This is a genomic window from Streptomyces carpinensis (assembly GCF_002154505.1).
Taxonomy (GTDB): Bacteria; Actinomycetota; Actinomycetes; order Streptomycetales; family Streptomycetaceae; genus Streptomyces; species Streptomyces carpinensis.
This window is the reverse complement of record NZ_MUBM01000010.1, coordinates 17,187-33,421: the sequence shown is the minus strand read 5'-3', so window position 1 is coordinate 33,421 and position 16,235 is coordinate 17,187. Positions and strand designations below refer to the sequence as shown.

The 16,235-nt window shown below is 70.1% G+C and carries 14 protein-coding genes and 1 pseudogene; 3 read left to right on the top strand and 12 right to left on the bottom strand.

The genetic code is table 11. From position 1 onward, the window contains the following. The 7 genes and pseudogenes from BZY54_RS52050 to BZY54_RS52045 form a co-directional block, all read right to left on the bottom strand. Positions 1 to 339: pseudogene (locus BZY54_RS52050) on the bottom strand (hypothetical protein); the annotation flags it as partial. A gap of 634 nt (positions 340 to 973) precedes the next feature. Further along, entirely contained in the window at positions 974 to 1,372 is a 399-nt protein-coding gene (locus BZY54_RS01640) for a hypothetical protein (protein ID WP_244216900.1), read from the bottom strand. Between the two features lie 1,137 nt (positions 1,373 to 2,509). Further along, the gene (locus BZY54_RS01635; RefSeq protein WP_086722525.1) at positions 2,510 to 2,785 is read right to left on the bottom strand and encodes a hypothetical protein; all 276 of its coding nucleotides are present in this window, start codon (positions 2,783 to 2,785) and stop codon (positions 2,510 to 2,512) included. A 170-nt stretch (positions 2,786 to 2,955) separates the two neighbouring features. Further along, a complete protein-coding gene (locus tag BZY54_RS01630; protein WP_086722524.1) occupies positions 2,956 to 4,920 on the bottom strand; it encodes an oxidoreductase in 1,965 nt (654 codons plus the stop codon). A 19-nt stretch (positions 4,921 to 4,939) separates the two neighbouring features. After that, complete coding sequence (locus tag BZY54_RS01625) at positions 4,940 to 5,518, bottom strand: TetR/AcrR family transcriptional regulator (RefSeq protein ID WP_086722523.1); 579 nt, start codon at positions 5,516 to 5,518, stop codon at positions 4,940 to 4,942. A gap of 32 nt (positions 5,519 to 5,550) precedes the next feature. Further along, the gene (locus tag BZY54_RS01620) at positions 5,551 to 5,748 is read right to left on the bottom strand and encodes a transposase (RefSeq protein WP_086722522.1); all 198 of its coding nucleotides are present in this window, start codon (positions 5,746 to 5,748) and stop codon (positions 5,551 to 5,553) included. A 354-nt stretch (positions 5,749 to 6,102) separates the two neighbouring features. Beyond that, on the bottom strand, positions 6,103 to 6,309 hold the full coding sequence (locus BZY54_RS52045) for a hypothetical protein (protein ID WP_143667972.1): 207 nt from the start codon (positions 6,307 to 6,309) through the stop codon (positions 6,103 to 6,105). 388 nt (positions 6,310 to 6,697) lie between these two features. Here BZY54_RS52045 and BZY54_RS01610 point away from each other — a divergent pair, with 388 nt between their 5' ends. Next, positions 6,698 to 7,987 (top strand): Cmx/CmrA family chloramphenicol efflux MFS transporter, encoded by a 1,290-nt coding sequence (locus tag BZY54_RS01610; RefSeq protein WP_167413925.1) that lies wholly within the window; start codon positions 6,698 to 6,700, stop codon positions 7,985 to 7,987. Between the two features lie 252 nt (positions 7,988 to 8,239). Here the strand turns inward: BZY54_RS01610 and BZY54_RS01605 are convergent, their stop codons facing one another. Next, a complete protein-coding gene (locus BZY54_RS01605) occupies positions 8,240 to 8,884 on the bottom strand; it encodes a TetR/AcrR family transcriptional regulator (protein WP_208640513.1) in 645 nt (214 codons plus the stop codon). Between the two features lie 165 nt (positions 8,885 to 9,049). Between BZY54_RS01605 and BZY54_RS01600 the strand changes: the two genes are divergently transcribed. After that, positions 9,050 to 10,012 (top strand): zinc-binding dehydrogenase, encoded by a 963-nt coding sequence (locus BZY54_RS01600; RefSeq protein WP_086722519.1) that lies wholly within the window; start codon positions 9,050 to 9,052, stop codon positions 10,010 to 10,012. Between the two features lie 277 nt (positions 10,013 to 10,289). Here the strand turns inward: BZY54_RS01600 and BZY54_RS01595 are convergent, their stop codons facing one another. Further along, complete coding sequence (locus tag BZY54_RS01595; RefSeq protein WP_208640512.1) at positions 10,290 to 11,273, bottom strand: LysR family transcriptional regulator; 984 nt, start codon at positions 11,271 to 11,273, stop codon at positions 10,290 to 10,292. Between the two features lie 35 nt (positions 11,274 to 11,308). Between BZY54_RS01595 and BZY54_RS01590 the strand changes: the two genes are divergently transcribed. Continuing rightward, positions 11,309 to 12,427 carry a YeiH family protein gene (locus BZY54_RS01590; protein WP_086722518.1) on the top strand — a complete coding sequence of 373 codons (1,119 nt, stop codon included), beginning with the start codon at positions 11,309 to 11,311 and terminating at the stop codon, positions 12,425 to 12,427. Between the two features lie 531 nt (positions 12,428 to 12,958). On the opposite strand, the gene BZY54_RS01585 is transcribed toward BZY54_RS01590, so the two are convergent. From BZY54_RS01585 to tatA, 3 genes are all read right to left on the bottom strand, one after another. Beyond that, a complete protein-coding gene (locus BZY54_RS01585; RefSeq protein WP_086722517.1) occupies positions 12,959 to 13,705 on the bottom strand; it encodes a GNAT family N-acetyltransferase in 747 nt (248 codons plus the stop codon). Between the two features lie 156 nt (positions 13,706 to 13,861). Further along, positions 13,862 to 14,806, bottom strand: coding sequence for a twin-arginine translocase subunit TatC (gene tatC, locus BZY54_RS01580; RefSeq protein WP_086722516.1), 945 nt, complete (start codon positions 14,804 to 14,806; stop codon positions 13,862 to 13,864). A gap of 382 nt (positions 14,807 to 15,188) precedes the next feature. Then, on the bottom strand, positions 15,189 to 15,470 hold the full coding sequence (tatA, locus tag BZY54_RS01575) for a Sec-independent protein translocase subunit TatA (protein ID WP_086722529.1): 282 nt from the start codon (positions 15,468 to 15,470) through the stop codon (positions 15,189 to 15,191). Positions 15,471 to 16,235 lie beyond the last annotated feature (765 nt).

The following is a 16,235-nucleotide window of genomic DNA, read 5'->3' as shown; positions in this document are numbered from 1 at the left end:
GAACTGGGGGTGGGGGTCGGTGGGGCCCCAGGAAGCCCAGCCGCCGACTTTCCAGCCGGGTGCGACGGACAGGTTGTTCCGGTAGAACTCCTCCGGGTAGGGCGCGTAGGAGCTGTCCACACCCGCGTGGGCTGCCTGCCAGGTGCTCCAATCCCCGAGCGGCTCTCGCACCTCTTCGCTCAACTCCATGGGGTTGGGGTACTCGGTGATCTGCTCCGGGTTGAGCAGGCACGGCTCGGGCAGGTAGCCGTCGAACTGCACTGCGGGCGGTTCCGGCGGCGTGGTGAGAATGTCGGTCACCGTGGCTGCCGACCGCCAGAACAGTGCAGTCCTGGGCATGATCGGGTGATCGAAGGGGCACCACAGAACCTGAAGCAGGTCCGCCCCGGCCGGTGCGTGCAGATCGGGCACATCCCGCGTGTAAAGCTGCGCGACCGGCAGCATCGCCATGGATCCCTCATACGGCTGGGCGACCGCTGGTTCCAGTGGAAGCTCCCGCCGGGGACGGATTCGGGCAAGCGTCTCTCGCTCCTGCGGGGTCAGGCTCCTGCCTCGCGTGGCGGCGCGGATCCGTCGTTCCAGCCGCACATCCGCCGGGGACGTCGCCGGGTTCAGTCCGTCCACTTCATGAGGGCCGTCGCAGTGGGGCCAGGGCTCGTCGGCGGGCCACAAGAGCGGCCCACCGACCGAACTGTCGCGCGGTGACGGAGCCCCGGGGTAGGGGTGCAACCGAGTTGCTGTGCGTGCCAGCGGAGCCAGTTGGGGGAAGACCGCGGTGACGTCGACCGGCCGCGGCGGGGTGGTACGGATGACGTTCATAGCGGCGATGCTGCCATCAGCCGCTGACAATGGGCGCACCGATCCGCGTACGGCTGACATCCGGCAACTGTCGTGGGTGGAGGCGGACCAGAGAAGATGCCCGGGATACGCAGTCCGGCCGAGGCGGGCACGGCTCAGTCTGCGCCGGTGCGCGTCAGTGATCTGAGGCGAGCAACGGCCAGAGGTAGACCATTCCCACGGCGCAAGCCGTGGCCGACCCGGCCATCCAGTACAGGGAAAAAGTGTTGAGAGGCACCTTTTCCCAAGGCTTCTCCTCCTGTTCCGCAATGTCGGATGCGACCTTTTTCGCGACCGGCACCAGCATGATGACGAACATCACCAGGGCGCAACTGTAGAAATACAGGGTGTGCGAGACGGAATAGCCTTTTATCGCGGCGTTGGGCAACAGAAATATCCAACCGGCCAGCGGAGCGATCAACATGCGCCGCTTCGCCTTGGGCGTCGGCATGCACCAGTACATGGTGACCATGTAGACCACGGTGGCGCCGGTCGCGATGAGCCACCAGTCGTCAGTGGTCAGGTGGTCGGGCATGATCGCGGCTCCTCCTGAGGCGAAACACGACGCGATTTCCTATGGTCAAAAGCCGCGGTCCGTAGGGCGCTTGCGTCCTTGACATCAACGAAATAGTGACGGGCGCGAGTTCGGCGGCGCGTATCGCGAGCGGCTCTTTCTTGACCCATCATCCCCCACAACCGTCTCGGACCGTCATCACGATCTGCGGACCCGAATGCACTCGGCGAAGACGGCTCGAACGATCATACGTACCTGGTGCCCTGAGGTGAGCGGCAACTTCCGGCAGCAAAAATCCGCTGAACTCTGCCGCCTTCCGGCAACTTCTCGCCGACGGGGCCTCATCAGTCTCGCGACGCATGCGTCGGGCAACGCTCCAGGGCAGTACATCCAGGTCCCATCCTTTGGGTCATCTGGTAGTTGGCCAAGGCTGCTGACTGGAGAGTCGATCGCGGTGCCGATTGTGGCGTATGCGTCGGCGCGGAGGACTTCCGTGCGGGCTCAGTGCACCCGTGCGATGTGGGGGTGGGACGGGTCGGCCGGACAGGCGTGGAGCTGCAGGTTGTTGCCGCCGGCGGTCGACCACTCACCACCAGCAGAACCAGAGCCGGAACCTAACCAAGCGCTACTAGGTGCGGTCTTCGTGGCGGCCCCAGCCGGCGGAGAATCGTCGCCCGATCCATGGGTGGTCGGGGTCGGCGGGGTGGATGCCGCGGGCCAGCTCCTGCCGCGCGAGGCCGCAGTTGGGCGAGCCGCGCCGCGTGTCCGCACGTCCGTACCCGGCTCGAGCCGTCACCCTCGCCCGCGAGCTCGAAGCCCACGACTTCATCCGCCCGCGCGTGGGCGCCTGAGCCGACACCACCCGCCGGGGCTTCACCGCCCAGGACATCACCCACCCCGAACTCGGCCCGGTTGTGGAACTGACCGCCCTCGGCCCCGACCGCGAATCCTCCCTTGCGACGTCGGCGGCACTGCCTCCACCGAGGACGTCACCAAGGCCCTCCTCATCGGCGTCCTGAACGCCTGACGGCGCTCGCGACGGGGCTGCCGTACCAAATAGGAAGCTCAGCAAGCGCGATGCCTATCGCGAGCGCGCTGCTGGGCTTGCTTCTCCGCAGGGCAGCGAAAGCCGATTGGCGACCGGCCGGTGACGGTGATCTACCAGACGAGCCTTACCGGCTGGGCTGTGTGCAGGCTTCGCCCAGCCGATGTATTGGGGAGCGCGAAGCAGCAGGCTGGGCTTTGGCGTCGAAGTGTGCTGGCGTCGTTCAGGACCAGGGTGGTACCCGAGCCGTCGCCGACCACCGCGGCGCCGTAGCCGCAGAGGTCCGAATGGTCGTTGCCGATGGGGGAGATGACGGGCCGCTGGAGCGTGTAGGAGCCGGCCGCGACGAAGACGCCGTCGAGGTACTCGCCGGTGGAGGTGATGGACACGTCGCGGGCGAAGGTGTCGGTGCCCCGGCCGCTGGTGACCGCGGGGAGGACGGACTACGCCCGATGCACGCCATCCGTGCCGACGTGCAGGGCCTGTCGGAAGGGGAAAGTGAGCGTCTCGTACGTCACCGGGGTGGTCTCGGCGACTGTGAGGGCGCGGGGACAGAACGTCAAAGCTCGGCCGCCACTGTCAGGCCCTCCAGGACCGCTTCCTCCACGGTGCGGGGGGTGACGCAGTCCCCGGCGGTGAAGACACGGTCGGCCGGGACGCCGAAGGCGACGGGGTCGAGGTCGTTGACCGGGTCGTGTCCCTGCGCGAGGACGGTGCCTGCGACCCCTTCGAGGAGCACCGGCTCCTCGGTGAGGGTGTGCTGGAGGTACACGGTGTCGCTGTCGGCGCCGTAGAGCCGCACGTTGGGCACGATCTCGATCCGTGCCCGTGCCGCCTGGGCCAGCATGGCGGCACGTACGTACTGCTGCAGGTGCTCGCCGGCCGCGAAGCCCGTGACGCACAGCGTCACCTTCCGTCGTTGGCTTGCGAGTTGGAGAGCGACGCCCAGGCCGATCCAGTCGCCGCGCCAGTCCGCCACGACGATCCGTCCGCGCGGCACCTCGTCGCCACGGATCACCGACCATGCGTCGAGCACCACGGGATCGTCGATCAGCTCCAGCCGCGGGTGGCGGGGGCGTGCGCCGGTCGCGAGCACCACCGCGTCCGGTGCCGCGGCGGCAAGGGCCGGACCGTCCATCCGTGAGCCCACGAGGACGCGGGCTCCAGCCCGTCGCGCCTCGCCCTCGAGATTCGTGACCGCACCGCCGAACTCGGCGCGGCCGGGCAGCAGTTCGGCGAGCAGCACCTGACCGCCGACGCGTCGTCCTGCCTCGTGCAGTTCCACCTCGTGGCCACGTGCCGCGGCCACGGCCGCGGCCTTCAGGCCAGCCGGCCCGCCGCCGACCACCAGCACCTTCTTGCGCCGTGTGATCGTCGGCAGTAGCCCGAAGCGGCGCTCCCGGCCGGTCTCCGGGTGCTGGATGCAGGAGATCGGGTAGCCCAGCTGGAAGTGGCCGATGCAGGCCTGGTTACAGCCGATGCAGGCGCGGATCTCCTCGGTGCGGTCGTCCGCAGCCTTGGCCGGCAGGTCCGGGTCGCAGATCAGGGCCCTGGTCATCGCGCACGCGTCCGCCTGACCGCCTGCGACGATCTGCTCCGCTTCCTGCGGCTGGTTGATCCGCCCGGCCACCATCACGGGGACGCCGACGACGGCGCGCACCTTGGCGGCGAGCGGCGCGGTGTAGCCGGCGGGCTGGAACATGGGCGGGGCGATGTGCTGGGCCCCGGACAGGCTGGACGAGCTACCCGCGCACACCGAGACGTAGTCGACAAGTCCCTCGGCGTCGAGTTCGGCGACGGACTGAAGCACCAGTTCGCTGCTCAAGCCGTCGTGGCTCAGTTCGTCGCCGGAGATGCGCAGGCCGACCACGAAGCCGTCTCCTGCCTCCTTGCGGGCGCTGCGCAGGGCTGCGCGAAGGAAGCGCAGCCGGCCCTGCCGGTCGCCGCCCCAGTCGTCGTTGCGGACGTTCACCTCGGGGTTGAGGAACTGCGCGGGCAGGTAGCCGTGGCTCGCGACGATCTCTACACCGTCGAGCCCGGCCTGGCGCAGTCGGCGGGCCGCCTGGCCGTAGCCGTCGAGGACTTCGCGGATCTCGGCCTCGGTCATGGCGCGCGGCATGACGTGGAAGCGCTCGCTCGGTGTTGCCGAGGGCGCCCAGGCGACCGGTGCACTGCCGTCCTTGGACTCCAGGATCTCCCGGCCGGGATGGAACAGCTGGCCGAAGACCTTCGCCCCGTGCCGGTGCACCGCCCGCGCGAGCCTGGCGTAGCCGGGGACGCACTTGTCCTCGGTGGCCATGAGCACATGGGTGGTGTAGCGCGCGGACTCGTGCACGCCCGAGACCTGCAGCACGATCAGGCCGGCACCGCCTTTCGCGCGGGCCTCGTGGTAGGCGATCAGTTCCTCGGTGACCTGGCCGTCCCTGACCAGGACCGTGTCGTGGCCCGAGGACAGGATCCGGTTGCGCACCGTCGCCTCGCCTATCCGCAGTGGGCTGAACAGGTGCGGGAACCGCACTCCCATGGAATGTCCCCCCTGAAGATTAGACGCGTACGCCGAGCAGGACGCGCGCGGTGCCGAGCATCAGCTCGGCGTAGCGTTCGGCGGTGAGCCCGGATCCGGAGGCCACCGCCATCTCGCAACCGTCGACCAGGGCCACCAGCGACCCGATGGCGAGGTCGGCTGGAACTGTGGGGTCGAACTCCTTGCTCTGCAGGCCTTGGTGGACGATCTCGCGGACCAGCGCCTGCCACTCGGCATGGACTCGTCGTACGCCCTCGCGCAGTTCCTCTCGCCGGGAGGCGATCGCGCAGAACTCGGTCCAGGTGGCGCAGCGCCGGACGAGAGTGGCGTCGGTGGTGAGTGCAGTGACGAGCAGTTCGAAGCGGCGCCAGGCACTCGTCGCATCGGCGGCCCCCGCCCGCCAGCGCTCGATCAGATCGTCGATCGACCAGGCGAAGGCTTCCCGGAAGAGGGCGTCACGGGTCTCGAAGTAGTGCTGCAGCGCGCCGATGGACACACCGGACGTCGTGGCGACATCACGCAACCGTCCTGCGTCGAAGCCCCGTTCGGCCAGTACGTCGGCCGCCGCCCGCAGGATGCGTTCCCTCTGCTCGTCCATAGCCGCTCCCCGCTGAGTCAAGTTCTCGCGCCCTATCTTGCATCCAATAATAGCGTATTATTGTGCAGAGTGGTCCAGGACCCGTATCGCTCCGGCACGTCCCGCCAGGCCACACCGGCCCGGAACTTCCCCACGATGCCGTTCAGGACCGTGCGGTCGTCCAACCGCGGACGGCCCGTCGAGGACGTCGGCAGCAAGGACCGCAGCAGATCCCACTCGGCATCGGACAGCTCATGTCATGCCGGGCTCGCGGGGCCAGGCTCGCGCTCCCTCACTGCCTCAAGGGCGTGGGCGGTGCCCCCAGCGGCGTTGTCGTCGGTAGTCGACGCTCCGCGTCGACTATCTCCTCCGCCTTGCAGCTGCATCGCACCAGACCCCGCTCCCTGATCCGGCCTGATCCAAACGAAAGCCCCTAGCCGACCATGATCGCTCTCATCGATAACCGCGCACCGCGGTCGCCCGGTTCATCGTGGCTCGGCTGACGCGTCGATCAGGGCTCTACGGTTCGCCGGGAGGGCGGGGAGGTTCCCCAGCCGGGTCAGGGAGGCGTGCTCGGCCTGCGGCGCTGGGCGGGGGGCCAGGGCTCAGAGGGTGACGACCAGCTTCTTCGCGGCGACGCCGTTCTTGAGCTCCCGCAGGGCGTCGGGGATGTGGGCGAGGCCGTGGCCGACGACGGTCGCGTCCGGTGCGGCCCGGTAGGCGCCGGTGGCGAGTGCGGTCGGGAGGAAGCCGGCGTAGATCGCCGGTCCGACCTCGTTGTCCTTCAGGGTGCCGCCCCAGATGCTGCTCACCCGTACGCCGTGTCGCCGCGCACGCCGTCGCGTGATGCGCGTGAACAGCGCGGGCTGTGCCGAGGCGATCCGCTTGCCGCCCGGTGTCCGCGGGTGTCGATCGCCTCCCTGGTCGGCGGCCGTCCGGTTCGCGAACGCCGCCTGCTGTCGCCCCACTTGACGGAGATGAACTGGCTGTGCCAGGCCACTAGCGTGCCGCGGGCGACCGGGAAGAGTGACTGACCATCAGGGCTTACCGCAGTAAATGTGTACACCTCACCTGCGGAAACCTGCCTGTCGCCCCTGGCGGAGTGGCCCACCGTCGTCCGGATGCGCGGGAATGACGGGAGCAAATGCGTCGTTGGCACCTGTCATGCGCGTGTCTTCCGAACGGCCGACGGCTCCCCCCATGCCGCTCGCCGTCTACATCCTCGGTCTGTCCGTGTTCGCGCTCGGTACGAGCGAGTTCATGCTCTCCGGGCTGCTGCCGCCCATCGCCGAGGACATGAACGTGTCCATCCCGCAGGCGGGCTTGCTGATATCGGCGTTCGCGATCGGCATGGTGGTCGGCGCGCCTCTGCTCGCGGCCGCGACTCTGCGTCTGCCACGCAAGATCACCCTCGTCGCTCTGATCTCGGTGTTCGGCCTCGGCCAGGTCGCGGGCGCGCTGGCGCCGACGTACGAAGTCCTCTTCGTCTCGCGGGTAGTGAGTGCCCTGGCGTGTGCCGGCTTCTGGGCGGTGGGCGCGGCCGTCGCCATCGCGATGGTGCCGATGACCTCCCGGGCTCGTGCCATGGCCGTGATGATCGGCGGACTGTCGATCGCCAATGTCCTGGGTGTGCCGGCAGGCGCTTTCCTCGGCGAGCGCCTGGGTTGGCGGTCCGCGTTCTGGGCGGTGGCCGGGGCGTCTGCGATCGCGCTCGTCGGTGTGCTGGCCCGGATCCCGCGTATCCCGCTGCCCGAGCGGCGCTTCGGGCTGAAGGACGAGCTCTCGATCTACCGCGACCGCCAGGTCTGGCTGTCCATCGGAGTGACCGCGCTCGCGGCGGGTGGTGTGTTCTGCGCCTTCTCGTACCTGGCGCCGCTGCTGACCGATGTGGCCGGGCTGGCGGACGGCTGGGTGCCGACCGTGCTGGCGCTCTTCGGTGTGGGGGCGCTGGTCGGCACGACGGTCGGTGGCCGGGTCGCCGATGCGCACCTGTTCGGCGTGCTGCTCTCCGGCATCACCGCCTCGACCGTGCTGCTGACCGCCTTGGCGCTGTTCGCGTCGAGCCCCGTGGCCGCGGTCGTTCTGTCCTTCCTGCTCGGCTTCTCCGCGTTCTACACGGCCCCCGCGCTCAACGCGCGCATGTTCAACGTCGCGGGCGCCGCGCCCACGCTCGCCGGCGCGACGACGACGGCCGCCTTCAACCTGGGCAACACCGGTGGTCCCTGGCTCGGCGGTACGGTGATCGACGCGGGTTTCGGCTTCGCCTCCACTGCTTGGGCGGGCGCGGCCATGACCTTGGTCGCGATCGCCCTGGTCACCGTCTCGCTGCGACTGCACAGCGGGTCCCGCGTCGTACGGGCCGTCTCGCCGCGGAGCACCCGGAAGTGGATTCCGTCCAGCGGACCGGACGCGCCGGGAGACCACAGCGCGCACGCGGCGAGCACACCCGTCACCGGCCACGGTGGTGGCGATGACCGGCCTGAATTCTGACCGTGCCGGTGGGGACGTCGATCGCATCGTCCTCGCGGCCGGTGCCGAAGTCGCGCTCTGCCGGTTCTGGTCCACGACGTTGATGAGAACGACCTCTGTGACGTGACGCGTGGCCCCGCGCTACAAGGCCAGACCGCAGAAGGCGTAACGGTCGAACGCGGCGACACAGTCGGCCCTCTCCAACCTTGCTTCGGCAGTGACCCGACAAGGCTGTTTGGGCTGCAAGGATTGACGGGCCTCCAGGTGACTGATTCATGGCGTGTTGGGCGAGTGCGTGAGCTGCAGGCGTGGCGCCGGCGGCAGCAGCGCGGGCGCTCCTGCCTCTGGTGCGGCGCGGAACGCTTCGATCACGTAGGCGGCGAAGCGGCGGGAGGCCGTGACCCGGGCGGCAGGCGGCGTGTCTTGGAGTCCCCGGTGGGCCATGAGCATGAGGATCAGGTCGTCGACGACGAAGCCGGGGCGCAGCCGGCCGGTCTCCTGGGCGCGGCGGGCCAGTTCGCCGACCGCGTGCAGAGTCCGCTCCCGGTCGGCGGCGAAGTCCATGGCCTCGGGGAACGCCGTCATGAAGGCGTCGGCGAATCCCCGGCTGTGCGCGTGGAGTTCGCAGATCCGCTCGATCAGGCTCCGGAATCCGTGCCACGGGTCCGAGTCCGCAAGGGCGTCGCGGACGGCGGCATGGCAGGCTCGCCGCTGCTCGGCGAAGGTCTCCGCGATCAGTGCCTGCTTGGTCGGGAAGTGCCGGTACAGCGTGGCGGGGCCGACGCCTGCATGCCGGGCCACCTGGCGCATGGGCGCACCCAGGCCCTTTTCGCCGAACACCGCGCGGGCGGCGTCCAGGATGCCGGCCCGGTTGTCGCGGGCGTCGGAGCGCACAGTCCGAGGCAAATGGTGGGTCATCGTTTCTCACTTCAGCCAAGCGGACGGGGGTGTCCGTTACGGTCCGATGGCGGTGCTGCCGCCCCGCCCCGGCACTTCGCCGGTGATGCCCCGGCTGTGGGGCAGGCTCGACGCCCACGATCGCAGCAACTGCGATCCGTCCCTCCACCGACCCGAGGAGCAGAGATGAAAGCCGTCGTGATCAGGACGTTCGGAGACCCCGATGGCCTGGAGGTCGTCGAGGTGCCCGTGCCCGTTCCTGCCCCGGGGCAGGTGCTGATCGCCACGGAGGCGATCGGGGTAGGCGGCGTGGACACCGTGATCCGCCGGGGAACGCTTGCCGCCTACGGCTTCCGGGAGGGCCATCTCCTCGGCAGCGAGGTCGCGGGCAGGGTCACCGCGGTAGGAGAGGGCGTGGACGCCTCGTGGATCGGGCGGCGGGTATGGGCGTTCACCGGGCTGTCCGGTGGGTATGCCGAGCAGGCCGTCGCCATGGTCGAGGACGTCCTTGCGCTGCCCGACGGCCTGACCGGCGCCGACGCGGTGACCCTCGGCGGCTCCGGCGTGGTCGCCCACTTCGCCCTGGACCGGGCCCGTTTCACGCCCGGCGAGACGGTGCTCGTGCGCGGTGCGGCGGGCAGCATCGGGAATACGGCGGTCCAGCTCGCAGCCAGGGACGGCGCGAGCGCGGTGGCGGTCACCACCTCGTCGACGGAGCGCGGCGCCCGCCTGCGGGACCTGGGCGCGACCCATGTCCTTGACCGCTCCGGCGAGGGCGGCTCGGACGCACCGGCGGGCTTCGACGTGGTGATCGATGTCGTGGGGGGTCCTCAGCTTCCCGTGTTCCTCGGCAAGTTGAACTCCAACGGGCGGTATGTGGCTGTCGGTGTGGTCGGTGGGCAGCCGCCGGCGGACTTCGGCATGCGGCTGATGGACGCCTTCCGCAGGTCGTTGTCGTTCGCCACTTTCAGCTCCGACACCGTGCCCGGTCCCGACCGGCAGGCCGTGCGGTCGTCCCAGTTCGCCGATGCTGCGCACGGGGGCCTGCGCACGGTCGTGCACGAAGTGTTGCCGCTGGACCAGGCGGTGCTGGCCCACCGCAAGATGGACGCGGGGGAGGTGTTCGGCAGGGTTGTGCTGGCGCCCTGAGCCGGGCAGGGACGGCGTTCGCGGCCCGGGCAGCGAAACGGCACCCGCTCAGGTCGTGGCTGATGCCCGGCGCCGACGGTCACCATCGTCGGCGCCGGGCAAGTGCGTGGCGTACCGGGTCACCGCTGTCTCGTCCGGCATCAGGTGCGCCGCCGTGGCGGGCGCCGCGTGATGATGCCCTGGATGGCCGTGAGCCCCGGTCACCGTGCGCGCGCCGGGGGAGTCGCCGAGGATCACTTTCCGCAGGGATCGTCTATCGGTTGTGTCCGCCTCGCAACTACGGGCGTGCGGCCCGTCGCCCGGGGGCCGCCCCGCGGGCCACGGCCACCAGTTCGGCTGCCGGGCCCACCAGCCGCCGCCCCGTCGGCCAGACCGCGCGCAGCTCCCGTGTGAGGTCGACGCCCGCGACCTCGACGGCGACCAGCCGACCCTCGGCGATGTCCCCGCGGACGGCCAGCTCGCTCAGGACGGACGGTCCGGTGCCGGCGATCACGGCTCCGCGCACGGCGGCCGTCGAGCCCAGCTCCACCAGAGGCCGGGCCCGGTCACAGCCGGCCAGGTGCAGGGCACGGTCCAGGGTCTGCCGGGTGCCGGACCCGCTCTCGCGCAGCACCAGCGGCGTACGGGACAGCTCGCGGGCGGACAGCAGCTCGCGACGGCGAGCCCACGGGTGGCCGGGATCGGCCACGACGACGAGCCGGTCCTCGGCCACCTGCCGCGTCGACATCACGCGCGCCAGGTGCGGTCCCTCGATGAACCCGACGTCGGCCTCCCCGGACTCGACCAGCTCGGGCACGTGCTCGCTGTTGGTCACCTGCAGCCCGATGTACAGCTCGGGCCGGCGGCCCCGCAGCGTGCTGATCCAGACCGGAAGCAGGTACTCCGCGATGGTCAGGCTCGCCGCGACGCGCAGTTCGGTCTCCCGCCGGGTGCGCAGTTTCTCGGCCCCGGCGAGCAGTTCGTCCAGCTCGTCCAGGACCCGCCGGGCGTGCCCGGCGACGAGCTGCCCGGCGAGCGTGAGCCGGGATCCGCGGCGGGTGCGGTCGACCAGCACCAGCCCCAGTCCGCGTTCCAGCGTGGACAGCCGGCGGCTGGCGGACGGCTGGGAGATCCGCAGCCGCTCGGCGGCCCGGCCGAGGCTTCCGAGGTCGGCCACGAGGACCAGGAGGCGCAGCGACTCCAGATCGGGAGTGCGCAGCGGGACGGCAGCGGTGGGGAACCGGGCCGGCGTCGGGTCCGGCGGTGGGGGTGTCTCTGTCACAGCGCCAGCGTATGAGTCAGTCATACGCTTTCGCTATGAGCTCCTGCAAGATCAGGGGCTACAGCGGCCGCGCGCAGGCGCCCAGAGTAGTGATCATGACCAACGCCGGCTCCTGCCCAGCCCCCGCCACTCGCACCATCGCGCGCGCCCCCGGCGCGGCCCGCCTGCCCGGCCTCGTCCTCGCCGTCGGCATCGCCGCCGTCGCCACCGCGCTGGGCCGGCTGGCCCCCGTGGTCGGCGGTCCGGTGACCGGGATCGTGCTCGGGGTGCTGGTGGCGCTCGCGGTGCGGCCCGGGGAGCGGCTGCGGCCGGGAATCGCCTTCGCCGGGCGAGGCGTGCTCCAGGCCGCGGTGGTCCTGTTGGGCGCCCAGTTGTCCCTGGGGCAGGTGCTGCGGGTCGGTGTGGGTTCGCTGCCGGTGATGGTCGTCACCCTCGCCGTCTGCCTGGCCACGGCGTACTGGCTGGGGCGCCGCCTGGGCATCGTCCGCGACCTGCGCACCCTCATCGGTGTCGGCACCGGCATCTGCGGCGCCTCGGCGATCGCCGCGGTCACGCCGGTCATCGGCGCGGCGGAGGCGGAGGTGGCCTACGCGGTCTCCACGATCTTCGTCTTCAACATCGCCGCGGTCCTGGTCTTCCCCGCCCTCGGGCATCTGCTGGGGCTGAGCCAGCACGCCTTCGGCCTGTTCGCGGGCACCGCGGTCAATGACATGTCGTCGGTGGTCGCCACCGCCACCACCTACGGCGGCCCGGCCGCGGACTACGCGGTGGTGGTCAAGCTGGCCCGGACACTGCTGATCATCCCGGTCTGCCTGGGCCTCGCCGCCCTCACCCGCCGCCACGCGCGGACGGCGCGGCACGAGGGCGGCGGTGCCGGCCCGGTCCGCGTCGGCCGGCTGATCCCCTGGTTCCTGGTCGGCTTCCTCGTCCTGGCCGCGGTCAACACCGCCGGTCTCGTCCCGTCCGCCGCGCACGGCCCGCTGAACACGCTCGCCGTGTTCCTGATCACCGTCGCCCTGTCCGCGATCGGTCTGTCCACCGAGCCCTCCCGGCTGCGCCGTACCGGCCCGGCACCCCTGCTGCTCGGCGGCTGCCTGTGGCTGGTGGTGTCCGCCACCAGCCTGGCCGTCCAGTTCCTGACCGCACACCTGTGACCGGCCGTGGGCCGCCTCCGTGGCTCCGGCCGCCGCGGGTCCCGTCGTCCCATCTCCCTCGCCACGGCCGCCGAACTCCCGTGCTTCCCTGCGGCCGTAGAGCACGCGGGGTTCTGGATCGGCACGGGCAAGGACCGTAGCTGCACTGGCGGGCAAGGAGAGCCGCTTCTCGGCAAACCGGCCCCGGCCAGCCGGAGCGCGTGACACCCGAGCGCTCGCAAGGTCCCGTCAGGTCTCGGGTCCGACAGCTCCGGGACAGCGTTCATGGCGGCGGGCTGGCCGCCCCGTCTCGGGGGGGCCGGTACCGGCGGACTCTCGCTGTCGTACATCGCGTCGGCTCGGACACCTGGCATCCGGTGCTGCCCGACTCGCCCACTCTTCCAGGCCCGCATCGGTCATGGGGCTGGTGACCAGGGACTGCGTGAGGCCACGCTGAAGTGAGCCGACCTGCTGCAGTACGCCGGCGTCCGGGCGGCCCTGGGCGAGAGGCGACCAGTTCCCCGACGGGAAGCGCGGGCCCGAACTTCCGGGTCAGGGAACGAGGACGGTGAGAGATGTGCTTGTGAGCCGGAACCCGAGCTTTTCGTAAAGGTGCCGGGCAGGATTGGCGTCACTCACCGCCAGCGCGATTTCTCTGAGACCGCAGGACGCGGCGTCTGCCAGCATCCGGCGCAGGAGAGCGGAGCCCAGGCCGGCATAACGGGGATCGGGCTGACGGAAGACGGTCGCGATCCACGGGAGTCCGTCACGGTCCGTAACAATGACCCCAGCGATTACGCGGTCTGCCTCATCAGCCGCCAGTGTGCTGCAGGGCATTACCGGGCCCAGTACCTCGCCGGTCAGCAATGGTGTCAGCTGTGTGTGGAGGGCTTGCTCGTCACTTCCGTGGTAGTGGTCCGGATGTTCGGGAGAGAAGGCAGCGCGCCACGCCGGAAATAGTTCTTCGGACCGCCGGTTGCTGGGAGCGATGTGAAGTCCGTCCGGCAGGTCGAGGGTTGCCCACTCGGGTGGGGGAGGGTCGGAGATCAGGTCGCGGTGCATGCCGTGGGCGTGTCGCATGATGCGTGCGCCATGCTGGATCAGCTGTTCGCCCAGTTCCACGGATCCTGATACGGCCCATCCGGACATGCTGGTGAGGATGGACGGCACGGGATCGGGGCCTACGACCTCGGCGAGGTCGGCCCAGGGGTGGCCGTCGCGAGTGCCTTGGACGTAGGTCAGAACCGGCAGCCCGTCGGGGCCGGTGAGGGTCTGGCGGTGTTCATCGTGCAGAGTCACCTATAGATGCCTATCGATAGCAAGATCGCTTTCAGTCGACCCATGATCCGGTGTCCGCATCGGATGTGCAACGAAAATACGACGACATCGGCTCAGCGGCTGGATGGGAGCTTCTGCGACTTTCCGGCGGTTCGGCGGGCCGAGTCAGGCGCCTGGTCATGAGGGCGATCGCGGCGGGTCGTCGGCAGCGTCCGGCTGCGCGGGCAGGGCCTGGCCGACTGACACCGGTTCCGCTTCGTCGATGTCCTGCGGCGTGAGATCGAGGTCTGAGGTCTCGTCGTCGCCGGGTCCCTCTGCCTCTCTTCGGGCCTTGCGCCGGTCATTGAGGAGCGAAAAGACCACGGCGGCGAAATAGATCACCCAGATCGGCGCGGCCAGCGCCAGCATGGTCAGCGGGTCCGTGCTCGGCGTCGCCACAGCCGAAAAGACCGTGATCCCCACGATCATGCCGCGCCACCGGCCGAGCATCCGCCGGCCGGACAGCACTCCGGTGAGGTTCAGCATCACCAGCAGCAGCGGCATCTCGAAGGAGAGACCGAAGACGACCACCATGCGGGTGACAAGGTCGAGCAGATCGTCCAGCGGCAGCAGGTTGTCCACCCCGTGCGGGGTGAAGCCGATCAACACCTTCGCGGTCCTGGGCAGCACCTTGTAGGCGAAGAAGGCGCCACCGAAGAAGAGTGGGACGCCCGCGCCGACGAACGCGTAGGCGTATTTCCGCTCGTGCTTGTGCAGGCCGGGGGCGACGAACGCCCACAACTGGTACAGCCATACCGGCGAGGCCAGCACGACGCCGGCCATCAGGGACACCTTCAGGGCCAGGGTGAAGGGCGCGAGTAGACCGTTGATCGTGATCCGCGCGCAGGTGGTGTTCGCGGTCTGCTTGGCCAGATCGGCGAAGGACGTCGGGCAGCCGACCGAGCCCAGCACCGGCCTGGTGAAGAAGTTTACGATGCCCTTGTAGTAGAAGGCCGCGGCGATCGTCACGACCAGGATGGCAAGGACGGCCTTGGCGAGCCGGTTGCGGAGTTCACGAAGGTGCTGCGCGAGCGGCATCCGCCCCGCGGGATCCTTCTTCTTGTTGCGGGCCGACTGGGGCACGCCACGTCCTCATCTCGTGCGGCAGGGCGGGGACTACCGGCCCTGCGCCAGTATTTGATCGCCCGTCACCCGTGGGGTGCGAGCTCGCCACGGCGCCGGTTGCGGCCGGTAGCGCGTCCAGGCGGCAGTTGGGCCGGGTCGGCACCAATTACCGCGAGCTGATCTGCGCTCCCCGGCCCGAGGGCGGCCACTCACGAAGGTCCTCGGACCGTCCGCTGTTACGCGCCGCGCTCGGGCCGGGAAACAGCGCTGCTCGGGCCAAGACACCGGCCGATACCGCAGACAACTACGCGGGTGGCCCGACAGCGCAAGAGGTGAGCCGGCCGGGAGGCTTCGGTCAGCGTCTCGTGCGGGGATGAGCCAGGGGCGCGCAGGACCGGGCTCAGTCTCGGTGGCTGCTCTTGCTGTCCGGGGGCGCGTTGTGGGCGGTGGGGGTGTCTCCGGGAGCGCCCGAGATCGTCCGTGGTCCCGGTGCAGGCTCAGGCTCGGGGCGTGGCCCGTTTGAGGCGCCTTCGTCCTTCATGGCCTGGGTCTCGCTCTTGAGGATCCGCATGGACTTGCCCAGCGACCGGGCCGTGTCGGGCAGTTTCTTCGAGCCGAAGATCAAAACCACCACCGCGACCAGGATCAGCAGATGCCAGGGCTCCAGCGCATTGCGGAACATCGTCACACCACCCCTTCGAACGCGTCGGCCCTCGTACCTGTCTCGGCGATCCGTGCCGCTTGGTTCCGCGCGGCAGTGGCGGGAGCGGGAGCGCCCGTGGCGCATCGTGTCTTGCCGCCCCGAGCATGTCCCCATCGCTCTCCCGGCGCGCGCAGAACCTCGGCCGCTGCCCAAAGAAGCGTCCCGCCCATGACCGGGCCGTGCGGAAGGTTGACGCGGCGGGAGGCGCACACCTTTGGCCGCGGACGACGGCCAACTGCTGCCGGCGGGCGTGTCCAGTACGGTTGCCCGTCTGCCGATACGGCGAAGAGTTCCCCTTCCGTGTCCCGGCCGCACTCGGCCGGGACACCACGCTGCTGAACGCGGTCGATGTCCACGACCCGGCAGGGCTCTGCACCGACGGATGGCCGGCACTCGTCGTCGCAGACCGGGATCCGCAGGAGGTGGCCGGGCAGGCCGACGTTCGTGCCCGAGCCCGCGGTCTGGTACGCGGGCGCCTGGGAGCAGGTTTCCCGGTGCACTTGGCACGGCGGTTTCACCGGCGTCCGCCGCCCGCGCCATCGGGAGATTCCCACGGCGTCGTCCAGCCATGCCGCGCAAGTGAATTCGTCGCCCGTCGCGGCAACCACGGGGAGCTTGACCGGCATCACGCCTACGGCGAGGCGTAGTTCGCCGCCTGTGACCTGCACGGCCACCTGCGCCGGCTGCTCGGCCTGCGGAGTGTGCGGGGGCGTTTGGGCCGGGTGGAGGCCCAGCGGCTGCCCC

Excerpts from the sequence above, each read along its gene's own strand:
- BZY54_RS01640 (WP_244216900.1), bottom strand. The coding sequence starts at position 1,372 with ATGCCCGACCACCTGACCACTGACGACTGGTGGCTCATCGCGACCGGC.
- BZY54_RS01600 (WP_086722519.1), top strand. The coding sequence starts at position 9,050 with ATGAAAGCCGTCGTGATCAGGACGTTCGGAGACCCCGATGGCCTGGAG.
- BZY54_RS01590 (WP_086722518.1), top strand. The coding sequence starts at position 11,309 with ATGAGCTCCTGCAAGATCAGGGGCTACAGCGGCCGCGCGCAGGCGCCC.
- BZY54_RS01625 (WP_086722523.1), bottom strand. The coding sequence starts at position 5,518 with ATGGACGAGCAGAGGGAACGCATCCTGCGGGCGGCGGCCGACGTACTG.
- BZY54_RS01630 (WP_086722524.1), bottom strand. The coding sequence starts at position 4,920 with ATGGGAGTGCGGTTCCCGCACCTGTTCAGCCCACTGCGGATAGGCGAG.
- BZY54_RS01610 (WP_167413925.1), top strand. The coding sequence starts at position 6,698 with ATGCCGCTCGCCGTCTACATCCTCGGTCTGTCCGTGTTCGCGCTCGGT.
- tatA (WP_086722529.1), bottom strand. The coding sequence starts at position 15,470 with ATGTTCCGCAATGCGCTGGAGCCCTGGCATCTGCTGATCCTGGTCGCG.
- BZY54_RS01605 (WP_208640513.1), bottom strand. The coding sequence starts at position 8,884 with ATGACCCACCATTTGCCTCGGACTGTGCGCTCCGACGCCCGCGACAAC.